The organism is Dyadobacter bucti (genome assembly GCF_005869225.1).
Taxonomy (GTDB): domain Bacteria; phylum Bacteroidota; class Bacteroidia; order Cytophagales; family Spirosomataceae; genus Dyadobacter; species Dyadobacter bucti.
In genome coordinates this window covers 170261-190685 of record NZ_SWFP01000007.1, presented here as the reverse complement: position 1 = coordinate 190685, position 20425 = coordinate 170261, and the positions used below count along the sequence as shown (strand labels likewise).

The following is a 20425-nucleotide window of genomic DNA, read 5'->3' as shown; positions in this document are numbered from 1 at the left end:
ATTTAACGTAATTATTATCTATACCGCAAATCATTATAAAAATGGATATTAAATTAAGGCACCTAAGCCTCACAAACTTCAAAGGGATCAAGAGTAAATCATTTGATTTCTCGGATGAAACATTCATCTACGGTGATAATGCTACCGGAAAAACAACGCTCTTCGATTCATTCACATGGCTGCTTTTCGGTAAGGACAGCGCTGACAGGAAGGACTTCAATATCAAGCCATTGGATTTTGTCGGCAAGTCAAAAGAAAAAGTATCCTGCGAAGTTTCGGCCGTGTTGATAGCAAGTGGCGTTGAAATGATCTTGAAAAGGGTGTTTCAAGAAAAGTGGCAGAAAGTAAAAGGAGCGGAGCAGCCCGAGTTCGTCGGCAATGAAACGCTATATTACTGGAACGATGTTCCTATGCAGCAAAAAGAATACATGTCCAAAATTGAGACACTTCTGGATGAGCAAGTATTCAAGCTGATCACAAACCCGCTCTATTTCAATTCTCTGAAGTGGCAAGATCGCAGGGCTGCGCTACTTTCGATTGCTGGGCATATCAACGATTCGGACGTGCTGGACTCCATTTCGACACTTTCGAATAAGCAGGAGATTATGAACCTTACGAGTATTCTCAACCAGGGGAAAACGCTCGCAGAATACAAAAAGGAAATTGCGGCAAAACGCAAGAAGGCTAACGATGATCTGAAAATGATTCCCTCTCGTATTGATGAGGCAGAAAGATCAAAGCCACAACCTGAGAATTACGACGCTATCCGCGCTTCAATCAAGAGGCTTACCGGAGAGGTGGCAAAACTCGATGAGCAAATCAGTGATAAAGCGAGGGCAAATGAAAGCCGCTTGCAACTCATACAAAGCAAGCAAAACCAATTTTACAGTTTAAAGTCTGATTTAACCGCTATCGAGTTCAGGTTTAAAGAGGAAATCCGTGAAAGAAACCGGACGCAGGATGAACAGCCTCTCAAAATTCGCCGAGAGATATCATCGCTTGAACTTGAATTGTCCACGGTTCAAACTAAAATAGACATTCTCACCAGGAAAAATGCGGAATTAGAGGCTTCGTTGCAGCCTACCCGGGATCAATGGGCGAGCGAAAATGAAAAGCAACCGGTATTCGACGATTTGGAAATGAGTTGCCCCACATGTAAACGGGCTTACGAATCCGACGACATAGAAGAGTCGAGGAAGATTTTAACAGAAAATTTCAATGCTGATAAAGTCAAAAGACTGGAAGTAATCCGCAATAAAGGAATTCAGGCAAAAGTGGAAATCGAATCGAATAACACGCTTATTCAACAAAGAGACGAAGAAAAATCAGAGATCACATCCAAGCTAGAAGCAGCAAAAAAAGAGTTTCAGAAACTGGCCACCTCTCGGAATGATCGTCAGGATGAAAAGGATGAATTGAAATCGCTGTTGGAGTCCAACTCGGATTATGCCCAACTTCTCATTCGCATCAATGACCTTCAATCAGATTTGGAGGAATCAAATAAACCGGATGAATCTATCCCCGAGGACAGCGGGCTTAAATCGCAGAAAGCAACTCTTTCTTCGCAAATCGCTGAGCTAAACCAAAAGTTGGCAGGAGAGGAGCAAATAAAAAGAACGGATGCCAGAATTGATGAGCTTAAAGAGTCTGAACGTTCGCTGGCCCAGATTATCGCCGAATATGAAGGATCTGAGTTTGTCATTGATGCATTCACCAAGTCGAAGATGAACATGCTTGAAGAGCGTATCAACAGCAGATTCAAACTTGCAAGGTTCCGGATGTTCAAACCGCAGGTGAATGGGGGTGAGGAAGAAACCTGCGATACCACTTTCAACGGCGTGCCATGGTCTGATTTAAACACAGCCGGGAAAATCCAGGTGGGTATTGACATCATCAACGCGCTCTCAGAGTTCTATTCGGTCAACGCTCCAATCTGGATTGACAACCGGGAATCCACAGTTCAAATCCCTGAAACGGATTCGCAGATCATCAACCTGATTGTGAAAGGAGGGGCCACCCTGACAGTTCACTCGGGTGCATCAAAATTTCAAACTGCTTAAATAAATAATCACATTTAACTTTTAACCAATCATGTCAAGTCAACCACAAAATACGCCGGCGCCCCAAACACCTGCGCCGGTAGCAAAACCGACCGAAAAAGATATTACCGGTGCAGTAATGACCAAAATTGAAGCCTTTACCGAATCGGGTGAACTTCAACTTCCGAAAGACTACAGTGTGGGAAACGCTTTGAAGGCCGCCTGGATCATCATTCAGGAGGTTAAGGATAGAAATGGGAAATTGGCCCTTGAAGTCTGCTCACAGGCAAGCATTGCAAACGCTCTATTAAAAATGGTCGTATGGGGCTTGTCTCCACTCAAAAAGCAATGCGACTTTATCGTCTACGGGAATACTCTTTCATGTGATCCGGAGTATACAGGAAATATAGCCCTTGCAAAAAGGTATGGTAGCCTGAAATGGATCAAAGCCAACACTATTTTTGAAGGAGACGAATTTGAATGGGAAGTTAACCCGGAAACTGGTAGAAGAAAGGTTTTGCGGCATGCACAATCTCTCGAAAAATTTGGAACATCATCCTTTAAAGGTGTATACGCCATATTCGAGTTGGAAGATGGAACGCGTGACGTTGAAATAATGAGCAAGGAGCAGGTACTGAATGCCTGGGGGCAGGGCGCCGCAAAGGGGAACTCGCCAGCACATACAAAATTCTCAGATCAGATGGCCCAAAAATCGGTTATCAACCGGGCCTGCAAGCTCTTGATCAGGAGTTCGGATGACAGCATCCTTTTCGACAAAGAAGATTCAGACATTGATCAGGTAGGCGAAGGAGTAAAGGCCGAAATCAAACAAAGCGCCAACAGGAAAGAAATCAAGTTTGATGAATATTCAGAGATTCCATCAGCTCAACAACAATTGCCGCAAGGATCCGAGCCAGTTACGATCCAGGTTACGCAACAAGAGGGGATACCAGTCAACAACAATTCAAGGAGGCCTGAGCCTGCGCAAGCGACGATTGACGGACCTGGTTTCTAATGAGGCTGACAGTAATCAACAGCGGATCATCCGGTAACTGTTACCTTCTTGAATCGTCAACAGGTGAAATATTAATGGTGGAATGTGGCGTGAGGTTTCAGCAAGTATTACAGGCAGTCGGGTTTAAAGTGAACAAGATTGTTGGCTGCGCACTAACCCACAACCACAAAGATCACTCGAAAGCGGTTCATGAAGTTTTGAGTTCAGGAATAAAAGTCGCAGCCTCCGACGGGACATTAAATGCAGAGGGTGTTCGGGTTCACCATAATGCGGTATCATTTAATTCAAATAGAAACATGGTCTGCTTCGGTGAATTTTCTATAAAAGCTTTTGATGTCAATCACGATGCCGCCGAGCCACTGGGATTTTTGATCCGTCACAAGGAATTAGGAACCATGCTGTTTTTGACTGACACATACTACTGTCAGTACACTTTCCCGGGATTAACCAACATCATGATAGAGGCGAATTATTGCGAACAGATCTTACGGGACAAAGTTGCTGCCGGAGTATCACCGAAGTTCTTGCGGGATCGGGTCATTCAATCGCACATGAGTCTGAGAACGTGCAAAGAGTTGCTTCAAGCGAACGATTTATCGAAGGTCAACAATATTGTCCTGATTCACTTATCTGATAGTAACAGCCATGCAGGAAGATTTGAGAAGGAAGTACAGGAAATGACCGGGAAGAAAACTTACGTGGCAATACCCGGGCTTGTGATCGAAAATTTTGGGAGTGTTCCCTTCTGAAATAACGAACGTTGAGTAGTAGTACATGTCCCGACATACTTCGGGCAGCCGATTGGCTAACGACCTCAAAAGAAAAGGTTAAGGGTTTAGGAAGTAATCTGATGTTGTCAGACATGCTCACAAGGCATCTGGCCCCGAGGCTTCGGGAGTTTTTGAAGTAAACAGTTAAACAGAGAAATCATGCCGAGAACAATATCAATTGATTGCGAGAAAGCGAACATAGAGACAGCTGGTCGTAGCCAAATCAGACTGGAAATTCAAGGGCACAGCGATGGAGAAATCCTCGATCAATTCACAATCCAGAATATTCTAAAGTGGATCGACGATGATAAATTTCTCGATGTAATCGGAATTGAGCGGGTTAAGGAGTATTTCAATTTAACCGAATCCGTCGAATCATGAAAGCCATCTCCATCCAACAACCCTATGCCGGCCTACTCATCTTGGGCATTAAGAAATTCGAAACCCGGTCGTGGAATACCAAATACCGAGGAGAGATCGCAATCCACGCATCGGCCCGGATAACACCAGACGGACTTTTCTGGCTTAATTGGCTGACAAAGGAATTCCCTGACAAGTTCTTCCCAGGCAGCGAGTATCATACAATTTGCAGCCAACAGGGGATGGTAATCGGAAGTGTGAATATCACCGATACGTTCTCGACTAACGAACCGATGCAAATCGAATCCCTGGAACGAATGCTCGGAGACTTCAGCGAAAACCGGTATTACTGGAAATGTGAGAACCCGTTTGTGTTTCCTGCACCCATACCAGCAAAAGGTGCGCTGAGCTTTTGGAACTGGGAGCGTATTCAACCTTTAACTATTCAAAACCCATGGTAAAGTTTGTAAGATTCGTTTTGGGGCTCATCTGGCTTGCTGCCGGTGGAGTTGTATGTATCTTCTTGTCTCCGGTGCTTTTGGTTGAATGGCTTTTTAAAATAATAGATCATAAACCTTAACAGAGTCGAACCATTATGATCAATTACAAGGTATCCCGGAAAGAACTTAATGAACGAAAAGCGCTCCCGCTTTGGGACAAGGTTCAATGGGCTATTGAACGATATATTGATTACGTTGAGATATTCGGGCAGCGCGGGGTTTACAAAGCGTTTTCAGGCGGCAAGGATAGCCAGGTTATGAAACATATCATCGATGACCTGCATGATGGTCGGATGGGTGAGTTTCTTCGAATGGAATACCGTTTGCTTTACCGGACGCTGATTGAGGGAAAACCGTCACCGCCTGATGTGCATTGCAAAACCGGCATAGAATTCCCTGAAATAGATGAACATGTAAAAACGTTCGATGGCGTGATCATCCTGAAACCGAAAATGGGATTTACCAGGGTGATAAAGGAAGTGGGCGCGGCAATTGGTAGTAAGAAAATTGCTATGATGATCCGAAGGGCAAAAGGTTATTTGTCGAATCCCAATCCGAAAAACGAAGCGACATTGAGGCTTTACACTACCGGAATCAAACGAGACGGGACGGTGAGCAAGGCGTCCAAAATTCCGGATCGCTGGCTGAAAGTATTGGACGCGCCTTTTCTGGTCAGTGATAAATGCTGCGATATTTTTAAAAAGGAGCCTTTCAGACGGTATGAAAAGGAAACCGGACGCGTTCCCATCGTCGGTACGCTAGCTGAAGAATCTGATCAGAGAACTGTCAGCTACATGAAAACGGGTTGTATTACTTGGGATAGAGGGAAAGAGTCTTGCAGGCCGCTGTCAATTTGGACTGAAAAGGACATTTGGGATTACGCTGACTTGCATTTAATCCGGTTCTGCTCTGTGTATTATGACAGAACTGTCGAAGTGAAACAGCTGGACGGATCACTCGCAATGCGGAACCTTCCAGCCGAGAGGCAAACGGGTTGCACTATCTGTCTTTTCGGGCTACACCTCGAACCGAAAGGCAAGCCCAATCGTATTCAACGGCTTGCAGTAAGTCACCCGATTTTCTATAATGTAATGGTTAATAAATGCGGAATTGGTGAGATGTTGGAATGGATGGAAATTACATATAAGCCATTTCGTCGATACTGCCAAACCTCACTATTTGAGGAACATAACTAATACAACACTTTAACAGCGTCGAATCCTATACCAACACATTTGTTTCTTAACCATAACCAATCACAACCATGCCTACCTGGTACAAAACCAACATCCGCTATCAAAAGGAGGATGAAGCCGGAGCGTTAAAGACAATCACAGAGTGCTTTCTGATAGATTCTGTGTCCTTCACCGAAGCGGAGGCGAAAGCCTACAAGCTGATCACTACCGGAGCAAGTGACTTTTCCGTCACCGGAATCACGAGAATGCCACTCGCAGACATATTCACCTATGAAGAAGGCGAAAAGTGGTTCAAAGCGAAGGTTATCTACCATTCAGTCGATGAGCGCAATGGAAAAGAAAAACGAATTGTGAATAACATGCTGGTCAACGCAGACAGCGTCCAACAGGCCCTTGACCGGATCACAGAGAACATGAGAAACTTCCTGATCCCGTACGATGTCGAATCGGTCGCTCTTACGACAATTCTCGAAGTGTTCCCACATGTTTCACAAGAGGAAGCCGAGGAGGTACCCGCGAATTTGCGGCCTCTGTCAGAAGTACTAGCCGCAGCCGGGTCTTAAAAAACGATCCTGCTAGATATCGAAAAAAATAGAAATTAATACATTTGAAAACAGAATATATTTAATTTATATTTGACTCCTATTTTTTGAATGATTAATAGTCATTAACAGGTAATAAGGTGCATTAATTCGTGTTCGGTTATTACATTGAATTTTTTTAATAGTTTAAAGATATTCTAAAACAAAATATAAATATGTTTACATCTCGAATTGAAGTAGGGCAGAAGGTTCAGGTCAGTACCAAAGGAGGCAACCCGCCCAATGCAGCCCCTCCGCTGGTCTTCCAAGGTAACCTGAAAAGCGAAGTCATAGGCTCCGGAAGTTTCGGAGGAATGATTGAGATTGAATACGAAGGAGAGAAGAGCATTCAGGATTACCACGGAAAGGTTGTTGGAACGACTGCCGGTTTGAAAACGCAGACCATTCCATTGTCGATAGTCGAGTCGGTTCAGGTCATTGAGCCCTTGTTGAACTGGCAGTTTTGAGTTACGTATAGTTATAATCGTTTGTCTGCTTTCCCTTAGTATAAGTCACCTTTTATGGCTAGACCGTCAAAAAATAACGCTGATTATTTCAGCCATGACAACGATATGAGAAATCATCGAAAGGTCAGAGCTATAAGATCAAAGTTCGGAATAGCAGGTTATGCAATATGGGTCATGTTTCTGGAAGTGCTGACTGCGTCGGAGGAAAACAGGTGGAATGACAACGAGTTGGAATTAGAGCTGCTTTCTGGGGACTTCGGAGTTTCTGTGACAGAAATAAAAGATGTGATCGATTACTGCGTCAAATTGGGACTTTTGTTTTCTGAAAATGATCAAGTTTTTAGCAAAACCCTTGATAACAACCTTCGTTCGGTTTATGAGAAGCGGAATAAAGCGAAGTTAATGGCGCAGAATCAAGCTAAAAAGCAACAAAAACAGGAATCAACCGGAGTTTCTGTGACAGAAATACCACAAAGTAAAAAAGAAGAAAGTAAAGTAAAGGAAAGTAAAGAATTAACTGAAGACGTAGATAACAAACTAGTTACTGAAGCGCGAAACGAAGTTGATTCGACGACGACACCTGAAAATGATCCATTGCCTGATTTCATAAAAAAAAACAGGGATGATTTCCGGGAAGAAATAAAACAAAATCCCCCCCAGTTGCGCGAGACCCTCCCGACTCTGGATGAGTTGGAGGAAATTTTGAAGGCATCAAGTACGCTGATGGAGGCTGCATGTATTGGGAACAAAATCAGCCAATCGGATTATTTTGACGCGATTGACACGTTCGTCAGGGATAAAAAAGCCGTGAATTATGTCGTCCATTCCGAATCCGACGTCAAGAAGCACTTTCTGTACTGGCTACCAAGCTGGAAGCAAAAAATCACTCGGGAGAAACAGAACAGCCAGAGTGAAAAGCCCAGAGGAAAGATCGGACAAACCTACGATTCAGTGATGGCTGCCAACCAGAAAATCCAGGACGAAGGAGGGTATTTGACCTATCAGGATATTTTAAATAGTACTTGAAGATGAGCAATTTAACGATCAGGGATGCATTTGAGAATACTGTCCCGGAGCAGGTCGCTCGTAAGCTGAGCCAGTCGGAGATTTCAATCGTTTCCGCTTCTCTGACTGCGGATAAGAACCCAAAGATCTGCCAGATGACCAGTGAGCAAATGGCCCGGATGATACCTTCGATTGTGCTTAAAGCTAGTACGCGATTGGGAAGCAAACCCAAGGACGAAGACGAGCAAAAGGTCATCAACCGTGAGCTGAACGGAGATTTGATGAAGTTCCCGAACCTGACATCATCGGAGATCTTCCGGGCGCTTGAAAACGGATTGGACGGACAGTACACCGCTCAGGGACAGCCTGTAATCTTCACACCTTCGAACTTTGTCCAGTGGATCAAAGCCTACATCGAAGAAACGAAGAAGCCGGTTATGAAAAAGCTGGCCCAATTGTCCCACCAAGTGGAAGAAGTCAGGGAGTTGACGGTAGAGGAGGAGTTTGCAAGTAAACTCTCGGCCCTCAAATTAGCGCTTGAAAGATCTGGGCCGGATGGGCCGGGATTCCAGGATTACGGAGGAATTGTTTACAGTCTTCTCAATGACTTCGACTACCTGAATTTGACCAAGGAGCAGAAGTGGGGGTACATGTTCAAGGCGAACCAGATCATGCTGCAGGACGCGATCGATGCAAAAGATTCAGGGAAGATCCGGTCGATGTCAGAGCTGCTGAAATCAACGAAATCGGGGGTGAAAGATGAATCTGTAATCTCCACGGCCCAGCGGTTAATCGTCCATGATAAGCTAAAAGATATCTGTCAGACACTTGAAGACGCCAATGATTTCATGGATAATATTACCGCGAAAGTCTCTGACTTCTTGGAGGTTTTGAAAAGTGAAACCGAAGACTAACACATCCATCATGCAACAAACCCAACAACTCCGCCCCTTCACTGAAACCGAAAAGGGTATAGCGCTAACGACTTCGGCCGCCGTCCATTATCTGATCAGAATGCTCGACCAATTGCAGCACACCAACATGTTCCGCAGGAAGCTTAAACAAACCGGCAATAGTTTCCTGGCTGAGCTTGAAAAGCATGCAAAACAGACGGTTTGGGATGTATCGGTAGAAGGTTCAGATATCGGTGCCGCAGCTGAACAAATGGAGGGCATCACAGATTTGTTTCACAACCTACTGGTTCTGGCTATGGCTTGCGGTGAGATTCCGGCCGGTCAAAGGGAGTTGTTCTGGCTGGAAATCGCAAAGAACTTCAAACGGTTCGACATACCGCTCAGGATCTCGCATGATGGGGATTTGCAGTTTGTGGAAAGGACTGTTCCTGCACAATGAAAACCTGCAAACATCCTGACTGTACTCTTCCCGTGTTCGGTGGTGGGTATTGTAAACTTGCTTGGCATCAGGCGCTGAGAACGGATGAGAAGTATTTGAAGGCCCAGGCAAAACGGAAGGAGAAAGCAAAGCAGCCACGTCAGCCGATCAGGAAAGAAAGTAAAAAGGTAGCCGCGGCGAATCGGAAGTACAGCAAAGAGCTTCCGGGATGGAAAGCAGAAAATTCAATTTGTGTGTATCCAGGATGTGAAAGCGAAGCAGTTGATTGTCATCATTCAGGTGGTCGGGGGATTTTGATAAACCAGAAGAAATTCATGATCCCGCTTTGCCGAGAGCACCATGATATGTGCAAGATGCAGCCGAAGAGGGCGAAGCAGCTCGGATTGATCTGGTCGAGGGTGCTGAGTTTGAAGTATGCGGATTTGAATTAGTTACACAATCAAAAGAAGAACAATGACTATCGACAAAGAGATAACAGACTTGGCAATTATTACCTGGGGTGAGAAAAAACAGCTTCAAATGGTTCGAGAGGAATGTTTAGAGTTGGCCATGGCTATCGGCAAATATTTAGAGAGAAACGACCCTTACAATCCGGAAAACTTGAACAATCTAAGATCGGAAGTCGCTGATGTGAATATCATGATCCAGCAAGCAAACTTCATCGTCGGCGAGGAAGATGTTCAGGTTTTTATTGACCAAAAACTTTCGAGATTAAAAGAAAGGATCAATCGAAAGCAGTTTTAAATGGATGGTGAACAAGCGCTTATCCACAGATCGATTTACCTAATTAACCAAAAGTTACATCATGACAAACGTATCAATTTCCAATAACGAGCGGGTAATAATCACCCGTCAGGAAGGGCAGAACCAGGCTCAGTATCAGCGCAAAGAAACAAATGGGTGGGAAACTAAACTACGCCGTTCGTATGATCCGGGTGTGAAGTGTAAGATCGTTGAGGACATCGTGGCGGCTTACAATGACGAGGTGAGAAGGAAGAAGGCGTACAATCGGTCGAAGTTGGAGCTGTACCACTAGACTTCATCCGCAATTGTGGAACAGTGATCCAGGAGACAAAAAGACTATAACCATTAAACATATCAGACAATGAAAATAGAAAAAATAGAATCAATCGAAAGTGAAGTGCAAAGGTTTATGTCCCGCTTACTCGATTTGAAGGCCGAAGTGATCAATCAAAAAGATCAGAAATATCAGTACGTCGAAGGCACTTATAAATCGGGCGCAGTTAAGAGAGCCGCCCTTGATCTGAAAGTTGCACTCACGAGAATCACTCAGAACCGTGATTAAATTTTAGAGGAGACAAAAAGAGTAAACGTTTAAACATAAGAGTTATGGAGACATTGATTGATGATTTAGCATTAAGGAATCTCCTTAAAGTAGACCAGAACCCCCACGAATGGGCAAGTAAGCCTTGTGTTCTTCATGGAAGATATCTAGTTACAGACTATCACATGATCGTAAGCGCGCCACATGATCGAGTGGACTGTGCTGATTATTACACCGGACTAGAATCTGACAAGTTCATTCCAGTTTTAGAGAAATTGATTCCATGCAGTCCGGTTTCAGTCAACTTTCAATTCTTGCGTGAATTCATGACGGATGAATATGTCCAAGAAGTAATTGAACGCGAATCCGTTGATTGTTCTTCCTGTTCAGGAGAAGGTTATGTTGAATGTGGGGAGTGTAAGCATGAGCACCCATGTGATGTCTGTAATGGAATGGGAGAAGTGCCCGGCAAGAAACTGCCAAAGCCAATCAAGGTTTACAATAGCGATGTGTACTACTTAATACATGGCGTTTCATTTCTTATGGATATGGTAAGCCAGGTTTCAGATGTGGTAGAGTTATTGGGCCTCCTAGATCAAGAATGGATTGTTTCCAAAAAGAGCGAAAAGGCTCTTGTTTTCACCTATAATGAAATTGAAATATTAGCCATGGGATGCCTGATTAGCGATGGTTATACCCGTGTTACTGAAATATGACAACCAATCAACCCCAATCCTGAGTTATGGAGACAATAGCACAAGAAGCAAAGAGATGCGAGTGGCAACCAATCCAAACAGCACCCGAAGGTCGCTTGATTAAAACCAAAATCAGCGATGAACGTGGCGATAGAAATGAGCAAAGATTAGTACGGCAAGGCCGTTTGTGGTTTACTGATCTGACATGCAATATGTACGTATACTACACTCCCACTCACTGGCAAGACCTTTAATCACCTCCGGATATTAAACCAAACCACAAAAACTATTATGGAAAGATATTCTTTAATAATCGAAGGGATCAAGTATGAATATGAACTAACTGACATTGTAGTTTTTGCTACCGATATAGCTACCAAATTTATTACTAACCCCCTCCCTGTATCACAGGGTTAAACAAAAGAAAGGTATGGACACAATTGAAGGAAATAAGCTACTTGCCGATTTTAATCGGTACCTAGAAAAAGCCAGGGAATCGAAAGACCCGTATTTATACGCTATGGAACATGCGTATCAAAACAATGGATTGAAATATCATTCGGACTGGAACTGGCTCATGTCAGTAGTTGAAAAGATCGAAGCAATAGGCGAGGATTCGTTTGTAGTTCATAGTTACGCAAATGTTGCTCAGATTAAAAAACTATCTGGTCATCCCGGTGGAGTTTTGATATTCAGGTCAGTAGGCGATACTAAAATCGAAGCAGTGTGGAAAGTGGTTTTGCAGTTCGTCAATTCACACAACAATCCAAACTTCGTACGCGAAGTAACAGTTCAATCCTCCCCGCCTCAATGATGCAGGGTTAAACACTAAATAGATAATACAGATGAACAAAACAAGAGCAAGAGAACTATCTGAAACGATCAGCAACGAGGCTATTTCAGATATGCTTTTAAAAGCAAAAACAGAGGTTAAAGATTGGGAGAAGCCAGCAAAAGCCAATCCGATTTTTAGTCGTGGAAAGTTTTGGAATATGTTTAAGTGTGGAGAGTTTAATGTCAACAAATCGTATCATTCAATATTGAAATACAGATTTATTGAGGAATTTGGAGAGTTTCTGCCAGAGAAATATCAGCCAATAAAAAAAGAAAAACGTGCTGTTGTCACATATCATGAAGATCCAAAATTTTAACCCGTCCCCTATGAGTCACGTAGTAAGATTTTTAACAACAGACGATGGCGAGGCCGTTGAAACAAATGAACAAGGAGATCCTATATGGGGGAGTGAATGGCATTTAGTAAATTCATTCGGAGATGCACACAGAACATTATGCGGCGGTGAGGTATTTGGATTCGGGGAAGGAGCGGCTGAGTTTGAGGATAAAATTGGGAAGATAACTTGCGATCGTTGTATTGAAATGGTGAAATTTTTTAAGAAAGTTAGGCTTTAACCCTTCACCAAACGGAACATGAAAAAGAAAACATTTGACGACTTCAAATAGGACGTGGCAAAGTCGCACGGATTTGATTCTTTCTGGTACTTGGAACAAAGATACCCAAATGCAATATATCGGTTTTATAAAGAAGCCGCCGAACTTTTCGCCGACCACTACGCCCGGGAAGCTGTGAAAGCGGATAGGGAGAGAATAGCAGAGGGTAGTGCATTTTTTGAAAAAATATTTGAAAACCTACCAATCGAACTACCATGAAAAAATTCATAGAGATCTTTGCCGACGAGAAGCGGAAAGCTCATGTTGCACCACTCACGAACGAACAATTAGAACTCGTTGAGTCTGTTGCGAAAGCCTACGCCCTCTCCTGTATCGATCCCAGCGAAGAAGAAATCAGCCATGCATGGAGTGATTGGTACAAAGAAAACGGAGGAAATAATACTCAGGAATCTTGGGAGTCTGCTATCACATGGTATAAACAGAAAATTGGAAGAAAATGAATAATAAAACCCAGATCATTTGTAGCAGCGATATGCTGTACAATTTCCTTAAAGCCCTCCGACCTGTTACAGGGGCTTACTCTGCGAAGATTGAGAATGGATATTTAACCATTGGAGGTTTCGGTGAAAGGCTATCAGTTGAAAGCAAGGAGCCTTATTTCCAAAACACCTATTACGGCAGCAGTCTTCGAACTCTTACAAGCATATTGAAAGATGTCTCCGAGCAACCAATTACAATCGAGTTCAATGATTTCATTGAGATCAAGTCACTTATTTTATAAAAAGAATGAAATCACCAACAATTGAAGTTGTATTCGAGAAACCCACCTACAAACCCCTTAGCGAACTAGCAGGGGATCTGGAAAGCTGCGAGAAGATATTTAATTACCAGTTTCAAGGCCGGAATTCACCTCGGATAACGTCAAATCTTGGATTTATAAAGCTTCAATATGAGATTAAAATAGGAAGTTCTGGAATCCCAATGGTCATGACAATTGAGTACAATGGAAATATTTTGGTAAGCTACGATCACAAAATGTTAAGTATTGAGAACCCATTCAAATTGGTCGATTTCATCCGTTCACTCGGCTACTCCGCCTGAGGTAAATCCCTTGCAAACCTCTCCCTGATATGCATTAAAGCCATACCTCTATGCTTCCAGATGTTATGCATGAGCTCTTCGGCCTGGGTGTGGGTCATTCTCTCAGAGGGATCAGCATCTACGATTGTTACGCCACCATCAGGGGAAGAAACTGGTCTTGGGGTGTGTCCTGTACTCAGCATCACTTGGTAGTAAACAACAGGATCTTCTGCCAGGGAAAAAATAAGCATTTCAGCTGCTGCTGTGTAATCTTCAAAGGTGACTTCGATACCGTACTGCCGGATAAGAGAAGCCGCTACCTTTTTAAAGATCACCTGATTGTCACTATACACCCGCTCAGCAGATCTGTTTCTTTGGATGTTTAATCTCTTCCAGATCATTTGAAGTCCAGAGTGTATAAGGTGAGCCGCGAGAGAGTAATTTTTAGCCATTCAAAGCTGGCTGATATAACCGGCGGGTATGGTGGTTCTATTCCGGCTGAAAGATTAGAATTTATTATCTTCGACACTTTCGAAGAATGCATGCCCTACAATGGTGATGAGCTCCGAAAAAAGGCTCTTAGTAAATTAACGAAAGAGGAAAAGTTTGCACTTGGCTGAACCAACTAACCCCATTAACATCACCCGAGAAAAACTATTAGAATTTAACTACCTGATGTTCCTATTGCCTACTTTTTCTTCAATTCGTTGTGCTTTGCTAGAAAGTCCATTATTGCCTTTTCGGTCTCGATAAACGGCTGTACTATTGAGGGCATCATCGGTAGTTTGTTCCTTGACCCTTCAAAAGAAAAGTTTGCATAACAGTACGCCTGCGCTAAGTCGGTACACTCTTTCAAAATCGAAATAGCTTTCTTTGTTGGGCCTCTCTTCAATAGACCAGGATTCTCGAATTCGAAGAATGACACTTGTCTGCCGCGAGCTACCCAAATTCCGTCACCGTCACGATCCGCGTAGAATTCGATTTGAACGCTAATTGACAATGTCCCTTTTTTGAAATCATTGATGCCTGACTTAAATCCTATCGCACTCGATTCCCCGTACTCTCCGAGTAAATACAGACCATAAGAGTTCTGATTGAATTCGATGGGAGCCGGCACAGTGCCTGAAATGAAATAATCCATAAAATATCTTTATTCTGCCGGAAGGGCTATTTGTTCTAAAAATTCCTCAATGCCTTCAACTGAGTTTTCTTCCGGTGTTAGTTCCATACCGGATTGTGGTACGCCATTTTCTTTACAAAGCAATGAAAATATTGAATAAGCGTGTGCTTGGGCTAACTGGTGGCATTTCTGTAGAATACGCACGGAATCTTCGTTAACTCCTAAAAGGATACTCCGCTGGTCGGAAAACTGAAAAATTGATACGTAAAAGGAATCAACCGCCTCGAACTGGTTTTCGCCGATAAGGCCAACCAATTTGATATTGGTAACAATGGGTAACAGTCCTTTATCGAATCCTTCAAACCTGGATAATACTGAAATTCCAACGTAACGGCCAAACTCTTTTCTTTTAACTCTATCTAATACTGAATGATCGATGTCAAAACTTAAATTGTCAGCATTGACGATCGAAAATTGTGGATAATCAATCATAGGTATTTTTTTATCGAATGCTCGGGTGTTGAGTTGATCTCTGTTGAAAGGTGTTTAATCGAATAAATTGTACGAGTAGCCAGGCTTTACTATCTTCTCTGATGGGGCATAGTCAGCAACAAGCTCTATTTTCCTTCTGTCTGAAAAGTCCATTATGTCGCTTTTAGGATCCAGCCATTTCGATTCTTCGTCCTTATCTAATACAATAGGCATTCGTTTTTGTCGATTGTCGACGATGGCCATCAAGCCGTTGGCTCCGGTCGTCAAAATAGTAAATTTCCGGATCTTTTCACCGGTTTGGTGGTCAGTCTGGTCTTCGTAGATTCCTGCGCAAGCGAAAACCGTCTTGTTAGCCTTTGTAACTAGGCATCTCCGAATCTTTTTATCAACTAACCGGTTCTGAAAGAAACCATCGACTAAAATTAGGCACCTATTTGCAATATTTGAGCGAACTGCTACATTTGAATGAACTTGATTAAGCTGGATTCTCCAGATCCATTCATTTGCCCATTCTGATTTTGTTTCACTGCTTAATCCCCAATACGCTATCATAATGATTTTCATTTGATCATTTGCGATAATCGGTAGGGGTGGGTAATCCGTTCCAGTAAACCACTCGAAAGCGACGTAGGACTTTGGATCCTGAAATTTAGCCCCATATTCTGCCTCGATTTCAGATAGAGCTTTTGTCAGTCTCACAACATATCAGGTTTGCATTAAGTCTTTAATAAAAAATATATACGCCGTGTCTTCTACTCATAAAGCTGCTGTGCTTTGCTCCAATACGTTTTAGCTTTCGCGACCTCTCCCTTCTCAATGTCATTCCCTTCCGGATCCTGCTTGCGCTTGCTATTGTGCACTTTCATGAACTCGCGCTTTTCTATCATCAGTGAATCTTTGCCTGTGGCTATATCGATTTCATTCTCGGCATCCGAGTACACTTCATGGAGGCAGTCTAAAAACTCCTTCAACTTTGCATCCGGAATTTTCGAAGCAATAGATCGAGGATCTATTTTTGCCGCCCAAAGTGATTCATCAGTATAGGCATTCCCCATTCCCCGAAGAAGTTTTTGCTCCGTCAATACTGTCTTTATGGCTTTGTTGCTCCGTTTTGCAATAATCGCCTTCAAATAGTCAAGGGTAAAATCTTTCGATAACACGTCAGGGACATCTGGAATCGTAGGATTGATCTCGGGTTGAGCCTGGCCCATAAAATCATTTATGCCGAAGCCATCCTTTTTGAATAGCATCATCATGATCGGGAACTTCGTGTCTTCTTCTTCTGGTATCAAAAAAGCCCTGCCAGTCAATCGTAGATGTATCCCCAAGATCTGATCATTGTCAAAGCGGAGTAACAGTATCTTTCCTTCCCTGGTTATATCCATCAATTTGGCGCCCTGAAATGTTTTTGCAAATTCTTCTTCCGGTGTTTTGATGTTTTTCTTCCAAAGGATCCGGAATTCTTCAACCTTCTTCCCCTTGAATCTCTTCAACAGATTGTTTTTTAAAACATTTAGTTCTGGAATTTCGGGCATGGCATACTTTATTTATATAATTGTTTTGCATTATAACTCAACTACATGGAAGACTCAATTGTTACTACCGGTGAAATCATTGGCGTTGATATTTACCTTATCGAGAACGAATACTTATCAGCTGCGTTAAAAATCGAAATTAACGGCGACGTGTTTTTATTCGGTGGTCGGGACCTCTTCGCTTCTCCGGCCACCGGCGAAGTCAATTTCTTCGGACAATTCCTGCTTCGTTGCTTACAAGTTACCGGTGTTGACAAGGCTAGCGAAATGGTGGAAAAGCTAATCAAAGTCCGCTTGAATGAGAGTTATATTTCCGGGATCTGTGCGGCTCATAACGACTATTGGTTTTACCCAGGTCAAGATTTCGTGTTAATCGAAAAAGGGACAAATGCTGCAAACGAGTAACCGATTAGTTAACTCCAAACATATCCAACACGTTGAATGGTGGCCTTTCATAAGGTTTAATAGCTGCCGGAACATTTGTATCCAGCCTTGAATTGTAGATACCATCGACCGTTCTGTAAGCAATCAAATCATCATCAGGGTACTGGAACAACATTAAGTTTTTCATTTCGTCTTTTGTTAGATCCGGCACCAGCCAAGCCAGCGCAGCATCACCGGTCAATACCAGTGGTTGCCGCTTCCCATCATTATGGACTTCCTCCATTTTCGGGCTGGCATCCGTTGTCACAATGCTGAATGTCTTTTCGTTTTTCCAATTTGAATATATCCCGCCCAGCACAAAGAACTTTTTGTTTTTTGGTTTGATGTACCAAGACTCATGTTCTTTCCCGCTCAAATCCGGATAGTGTGGTTCGAAAAATCCTGTACAGATAATCAGGCACCTGTTTTGCCAATAGTTTCTGTACGACGGCTTTTCAAAAAGCTCGTCATTTCTGGCATTCAGTGTGTTCGCCTTCCAGTCTTTCTCATCCTTTACCCATTCAGGAACCAGCCGCCAGCGGTACATATCGATCATTTTCGGGTTTTCTTTCGATATAACCGGCAGGTAAGGCTTTTCAAAACCGACAAAATCATACCTCTCCTTAAACTTCTCAACTTTGTCCATTGGCAGTTTGAATTCCCGTTGGATTTCTTCCGCACTGCTCTCATTTGAAACGTGATAGCACATAGTGATCTGTCTGAGTAATGTCCCTGGATAAACTTATCAAAAAAATCTATTTGATAGAAATTATTGAACAGAATTATGCCAGAGAGAAACTACCGGCAGTGCACCGTTATGATTTCATCAAGTCGAGTGGTATACCTGGGAGAAAGTTTCGCCCGTTTCATCTTCCATACTTTGTCAAGATCCTGGGAGGCAAGCTTCACCTTCTGCTGCCCGAGTGCTTTGTTTAATTTATCGAGCACGGCCATCAAATTGCCCTGTTTCGGGTCGGAGTTTTCAAACAGCATTTGCTGTTTGCTATCTGCCGGGGTAAATTCCATCACGATCACTCCAGCCTTTTTGTAGCCGTAACCATCTTTGTAGATTCGTTGCAAAGCATCCACGGCAAAATGGGCAAGCTCCATGCTGCTATTTGTGGGGTATGGAAGGTCAATTGTGACGGAGCGACTATATTGAGGCTGTTCCGGCCTGAACGTATTTGTGTGCACAAAGACCTGTATCACATTACAACAACTATCCTGTTTTCTGAGCCTTTCCCCGCAAATCGTGGCAAATGTGATTACCCGCTCCTTTACTTTCCCGTATTCTGTATAGTTCTCATCGAAAGACCTGGTAACAGCGATGTTCTTTTTGTCCTTTGTGTCTTCTAGGTCAAGTGTGCGGATCCCGGCAAGTTCCTTTTGAAGCCTGAGCCCTACAACCGACATCTGTTTTTTAACCCAATCTTCCGGCAAGAGCGTGAAATCTAAAATCGATTCAACCCCCACTGCTTTTAACCGCTTCTCGTGCTGTCGGCCAATGCCCCAAACGTCCCCGATTTTGAAAAAGGCGATTGCTCTGATCAGTTTATCCTGCGTATCGATCGCGTGAACCCCACCGGTCTGCTTAGGGAACTTCTTGGCGATCTTGTTTGCAAGCTTGGCCAGCGCTTTTGTCGGGGCAATGCCGACACTGATAGGTATCCCTGTGCTTTTTGTGACTTCCTTTCTCATTTGCTCGCCGATCTTTTTAAGATCGAAGAGCTTAAAGCCGTCGAACTTCAAAAACGCTTCGTCAATCGAATAGACTTCGACATCTGGTGAGTATTTGGAAAGAATAGTCATTACCCGGCTGCTCATATCACCGTAAAGTGCATAGTTGCTGCTGAACACGTTGATGTGCTGCTCTTTGAACTTTTTTTCAAACAGAAACGCGGGCGCACCCATTTCAATGCCCAGGGCTTTCGCTTCGTTGCTCCGCGCAATCACGCACCCGTCATTGTTGGAAAGCACCACCACCGGCTTACCGTTCAGTTCAGGCCGAAACAACCGCTCACAACTAGCGTAAAAATTATTGCAGTCAACGAGGGCGAACATGTCCGAAGAATTTAATTACGCTGATTACTATTCCCCAGATTACCATTTCGTTATCATCGGTTACTCGGATAGGAGGGTATTTGTCGTTTTCGGCAATCAGCCAGCATGCGTCTTTTTCGAAACGGATCCGTTTAACCGTGAATTCGCCGTCCACAAAGCAAACAGCAATGTCGCCTTCTTTACACGAAAGGCTTTTATCGACGACCATGATATCACCGTCGTCGATGCCAGCCCCGTGCATGCTGTCGCCTTTAACACGACCAAAGAATGTTGATGAAGGGTTTTTGACGATTTCTTTTGAGAGATCGATGTTTAAATCAATGAAATCAGCCGCGGGGGAGGGGAATCCGGCACTGATGCCCGGAATTAGTGGTAAAATAATAGGTCGCTGCTGTGGGCAGGCAAACACATCTAAGTTCTCGGTTTCAATAATGGCTAACGCTCCCATGTCCTCGCTGATTTTATGCAAAGGTGAACAAGCTTGAGCCAACTTGTCAAGAAAAAAATGGAATAATTCCTAAAATTTGGAAATGATCCAAATGATGTTAAATTTTGCGTGTTGAAATGAAAAAGGAAATGTGAGATGGCTACGTTGAAAGATATTTTGGAGTTGGAGCGGTATTTTGAGAAATTGGAGATTACAACCCAGTGGGTACAAATGATGGGTTACACCACCGAAATATCCAAGCAATGGGTCAACGATCGGATACGGTTGATGAAAATTAATCCGGATGGCGGGAAGGGGACGAATTACTATCCGCATTTGATGGAGGTGAAGCGGATCTTGGAAGGGGAGAGGTAGGTTACTTTAAGTTGTCGATTTGATTAAGTCCACTTTGATAAAGCTCCCGTAAAACTTGTTTAGCCTTTTCGGTATCCTTTGGTGTCCACTTTTTCTCTTTACCATTCAATTTAGCACTCATATAAGTTTTTGCGCTCGGGTTGTTAGGCCACATGCGTTTTGCAACTTCATTGAGGTTGATAGATAACCCACTTTTCAGATATTCCTCCATTTTCATGCTCCAAAGATAAGAAAGT

At 43.3% G+C, this 20425-nt stretch carries 33 protein-coding genes; 24 read left to right on the top strand and 9 right to left on the bottom strand.

The window, feature by feature from the left end; all coding sequences use genetic code 11:
• Positions 1–41: 41 nt before the first annotated feature.
• The 22 genes from FBF61_RS22625 (at position 42) to FBF61_RS22520 (ending at position 13777) form a co-directional block, all read left to right on the top strand.
• Positions 42–2060: an AAA family ATPase gene (locus tag FBF61_RS22625; protein ID WP_138481678.1), complete on the top strand. Its 2019-nt coding sequence runs from the start codon at positions 42–44 to the stop codon at positions 2058–2060.
• Positions 2061–2091: 31 nt separating this feature from the next.
• Positions 2092–3054 (top strand): recombinase RecT, encoded by a 963-nt coding sequence (locus FBF61_RS22620; protein ID WP_138481676.1) that lies wholly within the window; start codon positions 2092–2094, stop codon positions 3052–3054.
• Complete coding sequence (locus FBF61_RS22615; protein WP_138481673.1) at positions 3054–3803, top strand: MBL fold metallo-hydrolase; 750 nt, start codon at positions 3054–3056, stop codon at positions 3801–3803. Before FBF61_RS22620 ends, FBF61_RS22615 begins: the two co-directional genes overlap by 1 nt.
• A gap of 180 nt (positions 3804–3983) precedes the next feature.
• Positions 3984–4205: a hypothetical protein gene (locus FBF61_RS22610; RefSeq protein WP_138481671.1), complete on the top strand. Its 222-nt coding sequence runs from the start codon at positions 3984–3986 to the stop codon at positions 4203–4205.
• On the top strand, positions 4202–4645 hold the full coding sequence (locus FBF61_RS22605) for an ASCH domain-containing protein (protein ID WP_138481669.1): 444 nt from the start codon (positions 4202–4204) through the stop codon (positions 4643–4645). Before FBF61_RS22610 ends, FBF61_RS22605 begins: the two co-directional genes overlap by 4 nt.
• A gap of 134 nt (positions 4646–4779) precedes the next feature.
• Positions 4780–5880: a phosphoadenosine phosphosulfate reductase domain-containing protein gene (locus FBF61_RS22600; RefSeq protein WP_138481667.1), complete on the top strand. Its 1101-nt coding sequence runs from the start codon at positions 4780–4782 to the stop codon at positions 5878–5880.
• Between the two features lie 68 nt (positions 5881–5948).
• Entirely contained in the window at positions 5949–6443 is a 495-nt protein-coding gene (locus FBF61_RS22595; RefSeq protein ID WP_138481665.1) for a DUF4494 domain-containing protein, read from the top strand.
• Positions 6444–6637: 194 nt separating this feature from the next.
• The gene (locus tag FBF61_RS22590) at positions 6638–6928 is read left to right on the top strand and encodes a hypothetical protein (RefSeq protein ID WP_138481663.1); all 291 of its coding nucleotides are present in this window, start codon (positions 6638–6640) and stop codon (positions 6926–6928) included.
• 54 nt (positions 6929–6982) lie between these two features.
• The gene (locus FBF61_RS22585; RefSeq protein ID WP_138481661.1) at positions 6983–7954 is read left to right on the top strand and encodes a DUF4373 domain-containing protein; all 972 of its coding nucleotides are present in this window, start codon (positions 6983–6985) and stop codon (positions 7952–7954) included.
• A 2-nt stretch (positions 7955–7956) separates the two neighbouring features.
• The gene (locus FBF61_RS22580; RefSeq protein WP_138481659.1) at positions 7957–8847 is read left to right on the top strand and encodes a hypothetical protein; all 891 of its coding nucleotides are present in this window, start codon (positions 7957–7959) and stop codon (positions 8845–8847) included.
• A 10-nt stretch (positions 8848–8857) separates the two neighbouring features.
• Positions 8858–9286, top strand: coding sequence for a hypothetical protein (locus FBF61_RS22575; RefSeq protein WP_138481657.1), 429 nt, complete (start codon positions 8858–8860; stop codon positions 9284–9286).
• Positions 9283–9717: a hypothetical protein gene (locus FBF61_RS22570; RefSeq protein ID WP_138481655.1), complete on the top strand. Its 435-nt coding sequence runs from the start codon at positions 9283–9285 to the stop codon at positions 9715–9717. Before FBF61_RS22575 ends, FBF61_RS22570 begins: the two co-directional genes overlap by 4 nt.
• A gap of 22 nt (positions 9718–9739) precedes the next feature.
• Positions 9740–10030 (top strand): nucleoside triphosphate pyrophosphohydrolase family protein, encoded by a 291-nt coding sequence (locus tag FBF61_RS22565; protein WP_138481653.1) that lies wholly within the window; start codon positions 9740–9742, stop codon positions 10028–10030.
• Between the two features lie 61 nt (positions 10031–10091).
• A complete protein-coding gene (locus tag FBF61_RS22560) occupies positions 10092–10322 on the top strand; it encodes a hypothetical protein (RefSeq protein WP_138481651.1) in 231 nt (76 codons plus the stop codon).
• 69 nt (positions 10323–10391) lie between these two features.
• Complete coding sequence (locus tag FBF61_RS22555; protein WP_138481649.1) at positions 10392–10592, top strand: hypothetical protein; 201 nt, start codon at positions 10392–10394, stop codon at positions 10590–10592.
• A 44-nt stretch (positions 10593–10636) separates the two neighbouring features.
• Positions 10637–11287 carry a hypothetical protein gene (locus tag FBF61_RS22550; RefSeq protein ID WP_138481647.1) on the top strand — a complete coding sequence of 217 codons (651 nt, stop codon included), beginning with the start codon at positions 10637–10639 and terminating at the stop codon, positions 11285–11287.
• A 409-nt stretch (positions 11288–11696) separates the two neighbouring features.
• Positions 11697–12080, top strand: coding sequence for a hypothetical protein (locus FBF61_RS22545; protein WP_138481645.1), 384 nt, complete (start codon positions 11697–11699; stop codon positions 12078–12080).
• Positions 12081–12111: 31 nt separating this feature from the next.
• Entirely contained in the window at positions 12112–12417 is a 306-nt protein-coding gene (locus tag FBF61_RS22540) for a hypothetical protein (protein ID WP_138481643.1), read from the top strand.
• Positions 12418–12427: 10 nt separating this feature from the next.
• A complete protein-coding gene (locus FBF61_RS22535) occupies positions 12428–12676 on the top strand; it encodes a hypothetical protein (protein WP_138481641.1) in 249 nt (82 codons plus the stop codon).
• A gap of 254 nt (positions 12677–12930) precedes the next feature.
• Positions 12931–13176 (top strand): hypothetical protein, encoded by a 246-nt coding sequence (locus FBF61_RS22530; RefSeq protein ID WP_138481639.1) that lies wholly within the window; start codon positions 12931–12933, stop codon positions 13174–13176.
• Entirely contained in the window at positions 13173–13457 is a 285-nt protein-coding gene (locus FBF61_RS22525) for a hypothetical protein (protein WP_138481637.1), read from the top strand. The genes FBF61_RS22530 and FBF61_RS22525 overlap by 4 nt, the downstream gene beginning before the upstream one ends.
• Positions 13458–13462: 5 nt before the next feature.
• The gene (locus FBF61_RS22520; RefSeq protein WP_138481635.1) at positions 13463–13777 is read left to right on the top strand and encodes a hypothetical protein; all 315 of its coding nucleotides are present in this window, start codon (positions 13463–13465) and stop codon (positions 13775–13777) included.
• On the opposite strand, the gene FBF61_RS22515 is transcribed toward FBF61_RS22520, so the two are convergent.
• The 5 genes from FBF61_RS22515 to FBF61_RS22495 all read right to left on the bottom strand — a co-directional run bounded on the left by FBF61_RS22515 (position 13765) and on the right by FBF61_RS22495 (position 16903).
• Positions 13765–14208 carry a hypothetical protein gene (locus tag FBF61_RS22515; RefSeq protein WP_138481633.1) on the bottom strand — a complete coding sequence of 148 codons (444 nt, stop codon included), beginning with the start codon at positions 14206–14208 and terminating at the stop codon, positions 13765–13767. The genes FBF61_RS22520 and FBF61_RS22515 overlap by 13 nt on opposite strands.
• A 236-nt stretch (positions 14209–14444) precedes the next feature.
• Positions 14445–14897 carry a hypothetical protein gene (locus FBF61_RS22510; RefSeq protein WP_138481631.1) on the bottom strand — a complete coding sequence of 151 codons (453 nt, stop codon included), beginning with the start codon at positions 14895–14897 and terminating at the stop codon, positions 14445–14447.
• A gap of 9 nt (positions 14898–14906) precedes the next feature.
• Complete coding sequence (locus FBF61_RS22505) at positions 14907–15368, bottom strand: hypothetical protein (RefSeq protein WP_138481629.1); 462 nt, start codon at positions 15366–15368, stop codon at positions 14907–14909.
• 54 nt (positions 15369–15422) lie between these two features.
• A complete protein-coding gene (locus tag FBF61_RS22500; protein WP_138481627.1) occupies positions 15423–16067 on the bottom strand; it encodes an SOS response-associated peptidase family protein in 645 nt (214 codons plus the stop codon).
• A 53-nt stretch (positions 16068–16120) separates the two neighbouring features.
• Positions 16121–16903, bottom strand: coding sequence for a DNA-formamidopyrimidine glycosylase family protein (locus FBF61_RS22495; protein ID WP_138481625.1), 783 nt, complete (start codon positions 16901–16903; stop codon positions 16121–16123).
• 45 nt (positions 16904–16948) lie between these two features.
• Between FBF61_RS22495 and FBF61_RS22490 the strand changes: the two genes are divergently transcribed.
• Positions 16949–17308 (top strand): hypothetical protein, encoded by a 360-nt coding sequence (locus FBF61_RS22490; RefSeq protein WP_138481623.1) that lies wholly within the window; start codon positions 16949–16951, stop codon positions 17306–17308.
• A 4-nt stretch (positions 17309–17312) separates the two neighbouring features.
• Here FBF61_RS22490 and FBF61_RS22485 read toward each other — a convergent pair whose 3' ends face one another.
• The 3 genes from FBF61_RS22485 to FBF61_RS22475 all read right to left on the bottom strand — a co-directional run bounded on the left by FBF61_RS22485 (position 17313) and on the right by FBF61_RS22475 (position 19835).
• Positions 17313–18035, bottom strand: coding sequence for an SOS response-associated peptidase (locus tag FBF61_RS22485; protein WP_138481621.1), 723 nt, complete (start codon positions 18033–18035; stop codon positions 17313–17315).
• Positions 18036–18124: 89 nt separating this feature from the next.
• Complete coding sequence (locus FBF61_RS22480) at positions 18125–19387, bottom strand: Y-family DNA polymerase (protein ID WP_138481619.1); 1263 nt, start codon at positions 19385–19387, stop codon at positions 18125–18127.
• Entirely contained in the window at positions 19371–19835 is a 465-nt protein-coding gene (locus FBF61_RS22475) for a LexA family protein (protein WP_138481617.1), read from the bottom strand. Before FBF61_RS22475 ends, FBF61_RS22480 begins: the two co-directional genes overlap by 17 nt.
• A 135-nt stretch (positions 19836–19970) precedes the next feature.
• Here FBF61_RS22475 and FBF61_RS22470 point away from each other — a divergent pair, with 135 nt between their 5' ends.
• Positions 19971–20189 (top strand): hypothetical protein, encoded by a 219-nt coding sequence (locus FBF61_RS22470; protein ID WP_138481615.1) that lies wholly within the window; start codon positions 19971–19973, stop codon positions 20187–20189.
• A gap of 1 nt (position 20190) precedes the next feature.
• Here the strand turns inward: FBF61_RS22470 and FBF61_RS22465 are convergent, their stop codons facing one another.
• Positions 20191–20400, bottom strand: coding sequence for a hypothetical protein (locus tag FBF61_RS22465; RefSeq protein WP_138481612.1), 210 nt, complete (start codon positions 20398–20400; stop codon positions 20191–20193).
• Between the last annotated feature and the right edge of the window lie 25 nt (positions 20401–20425).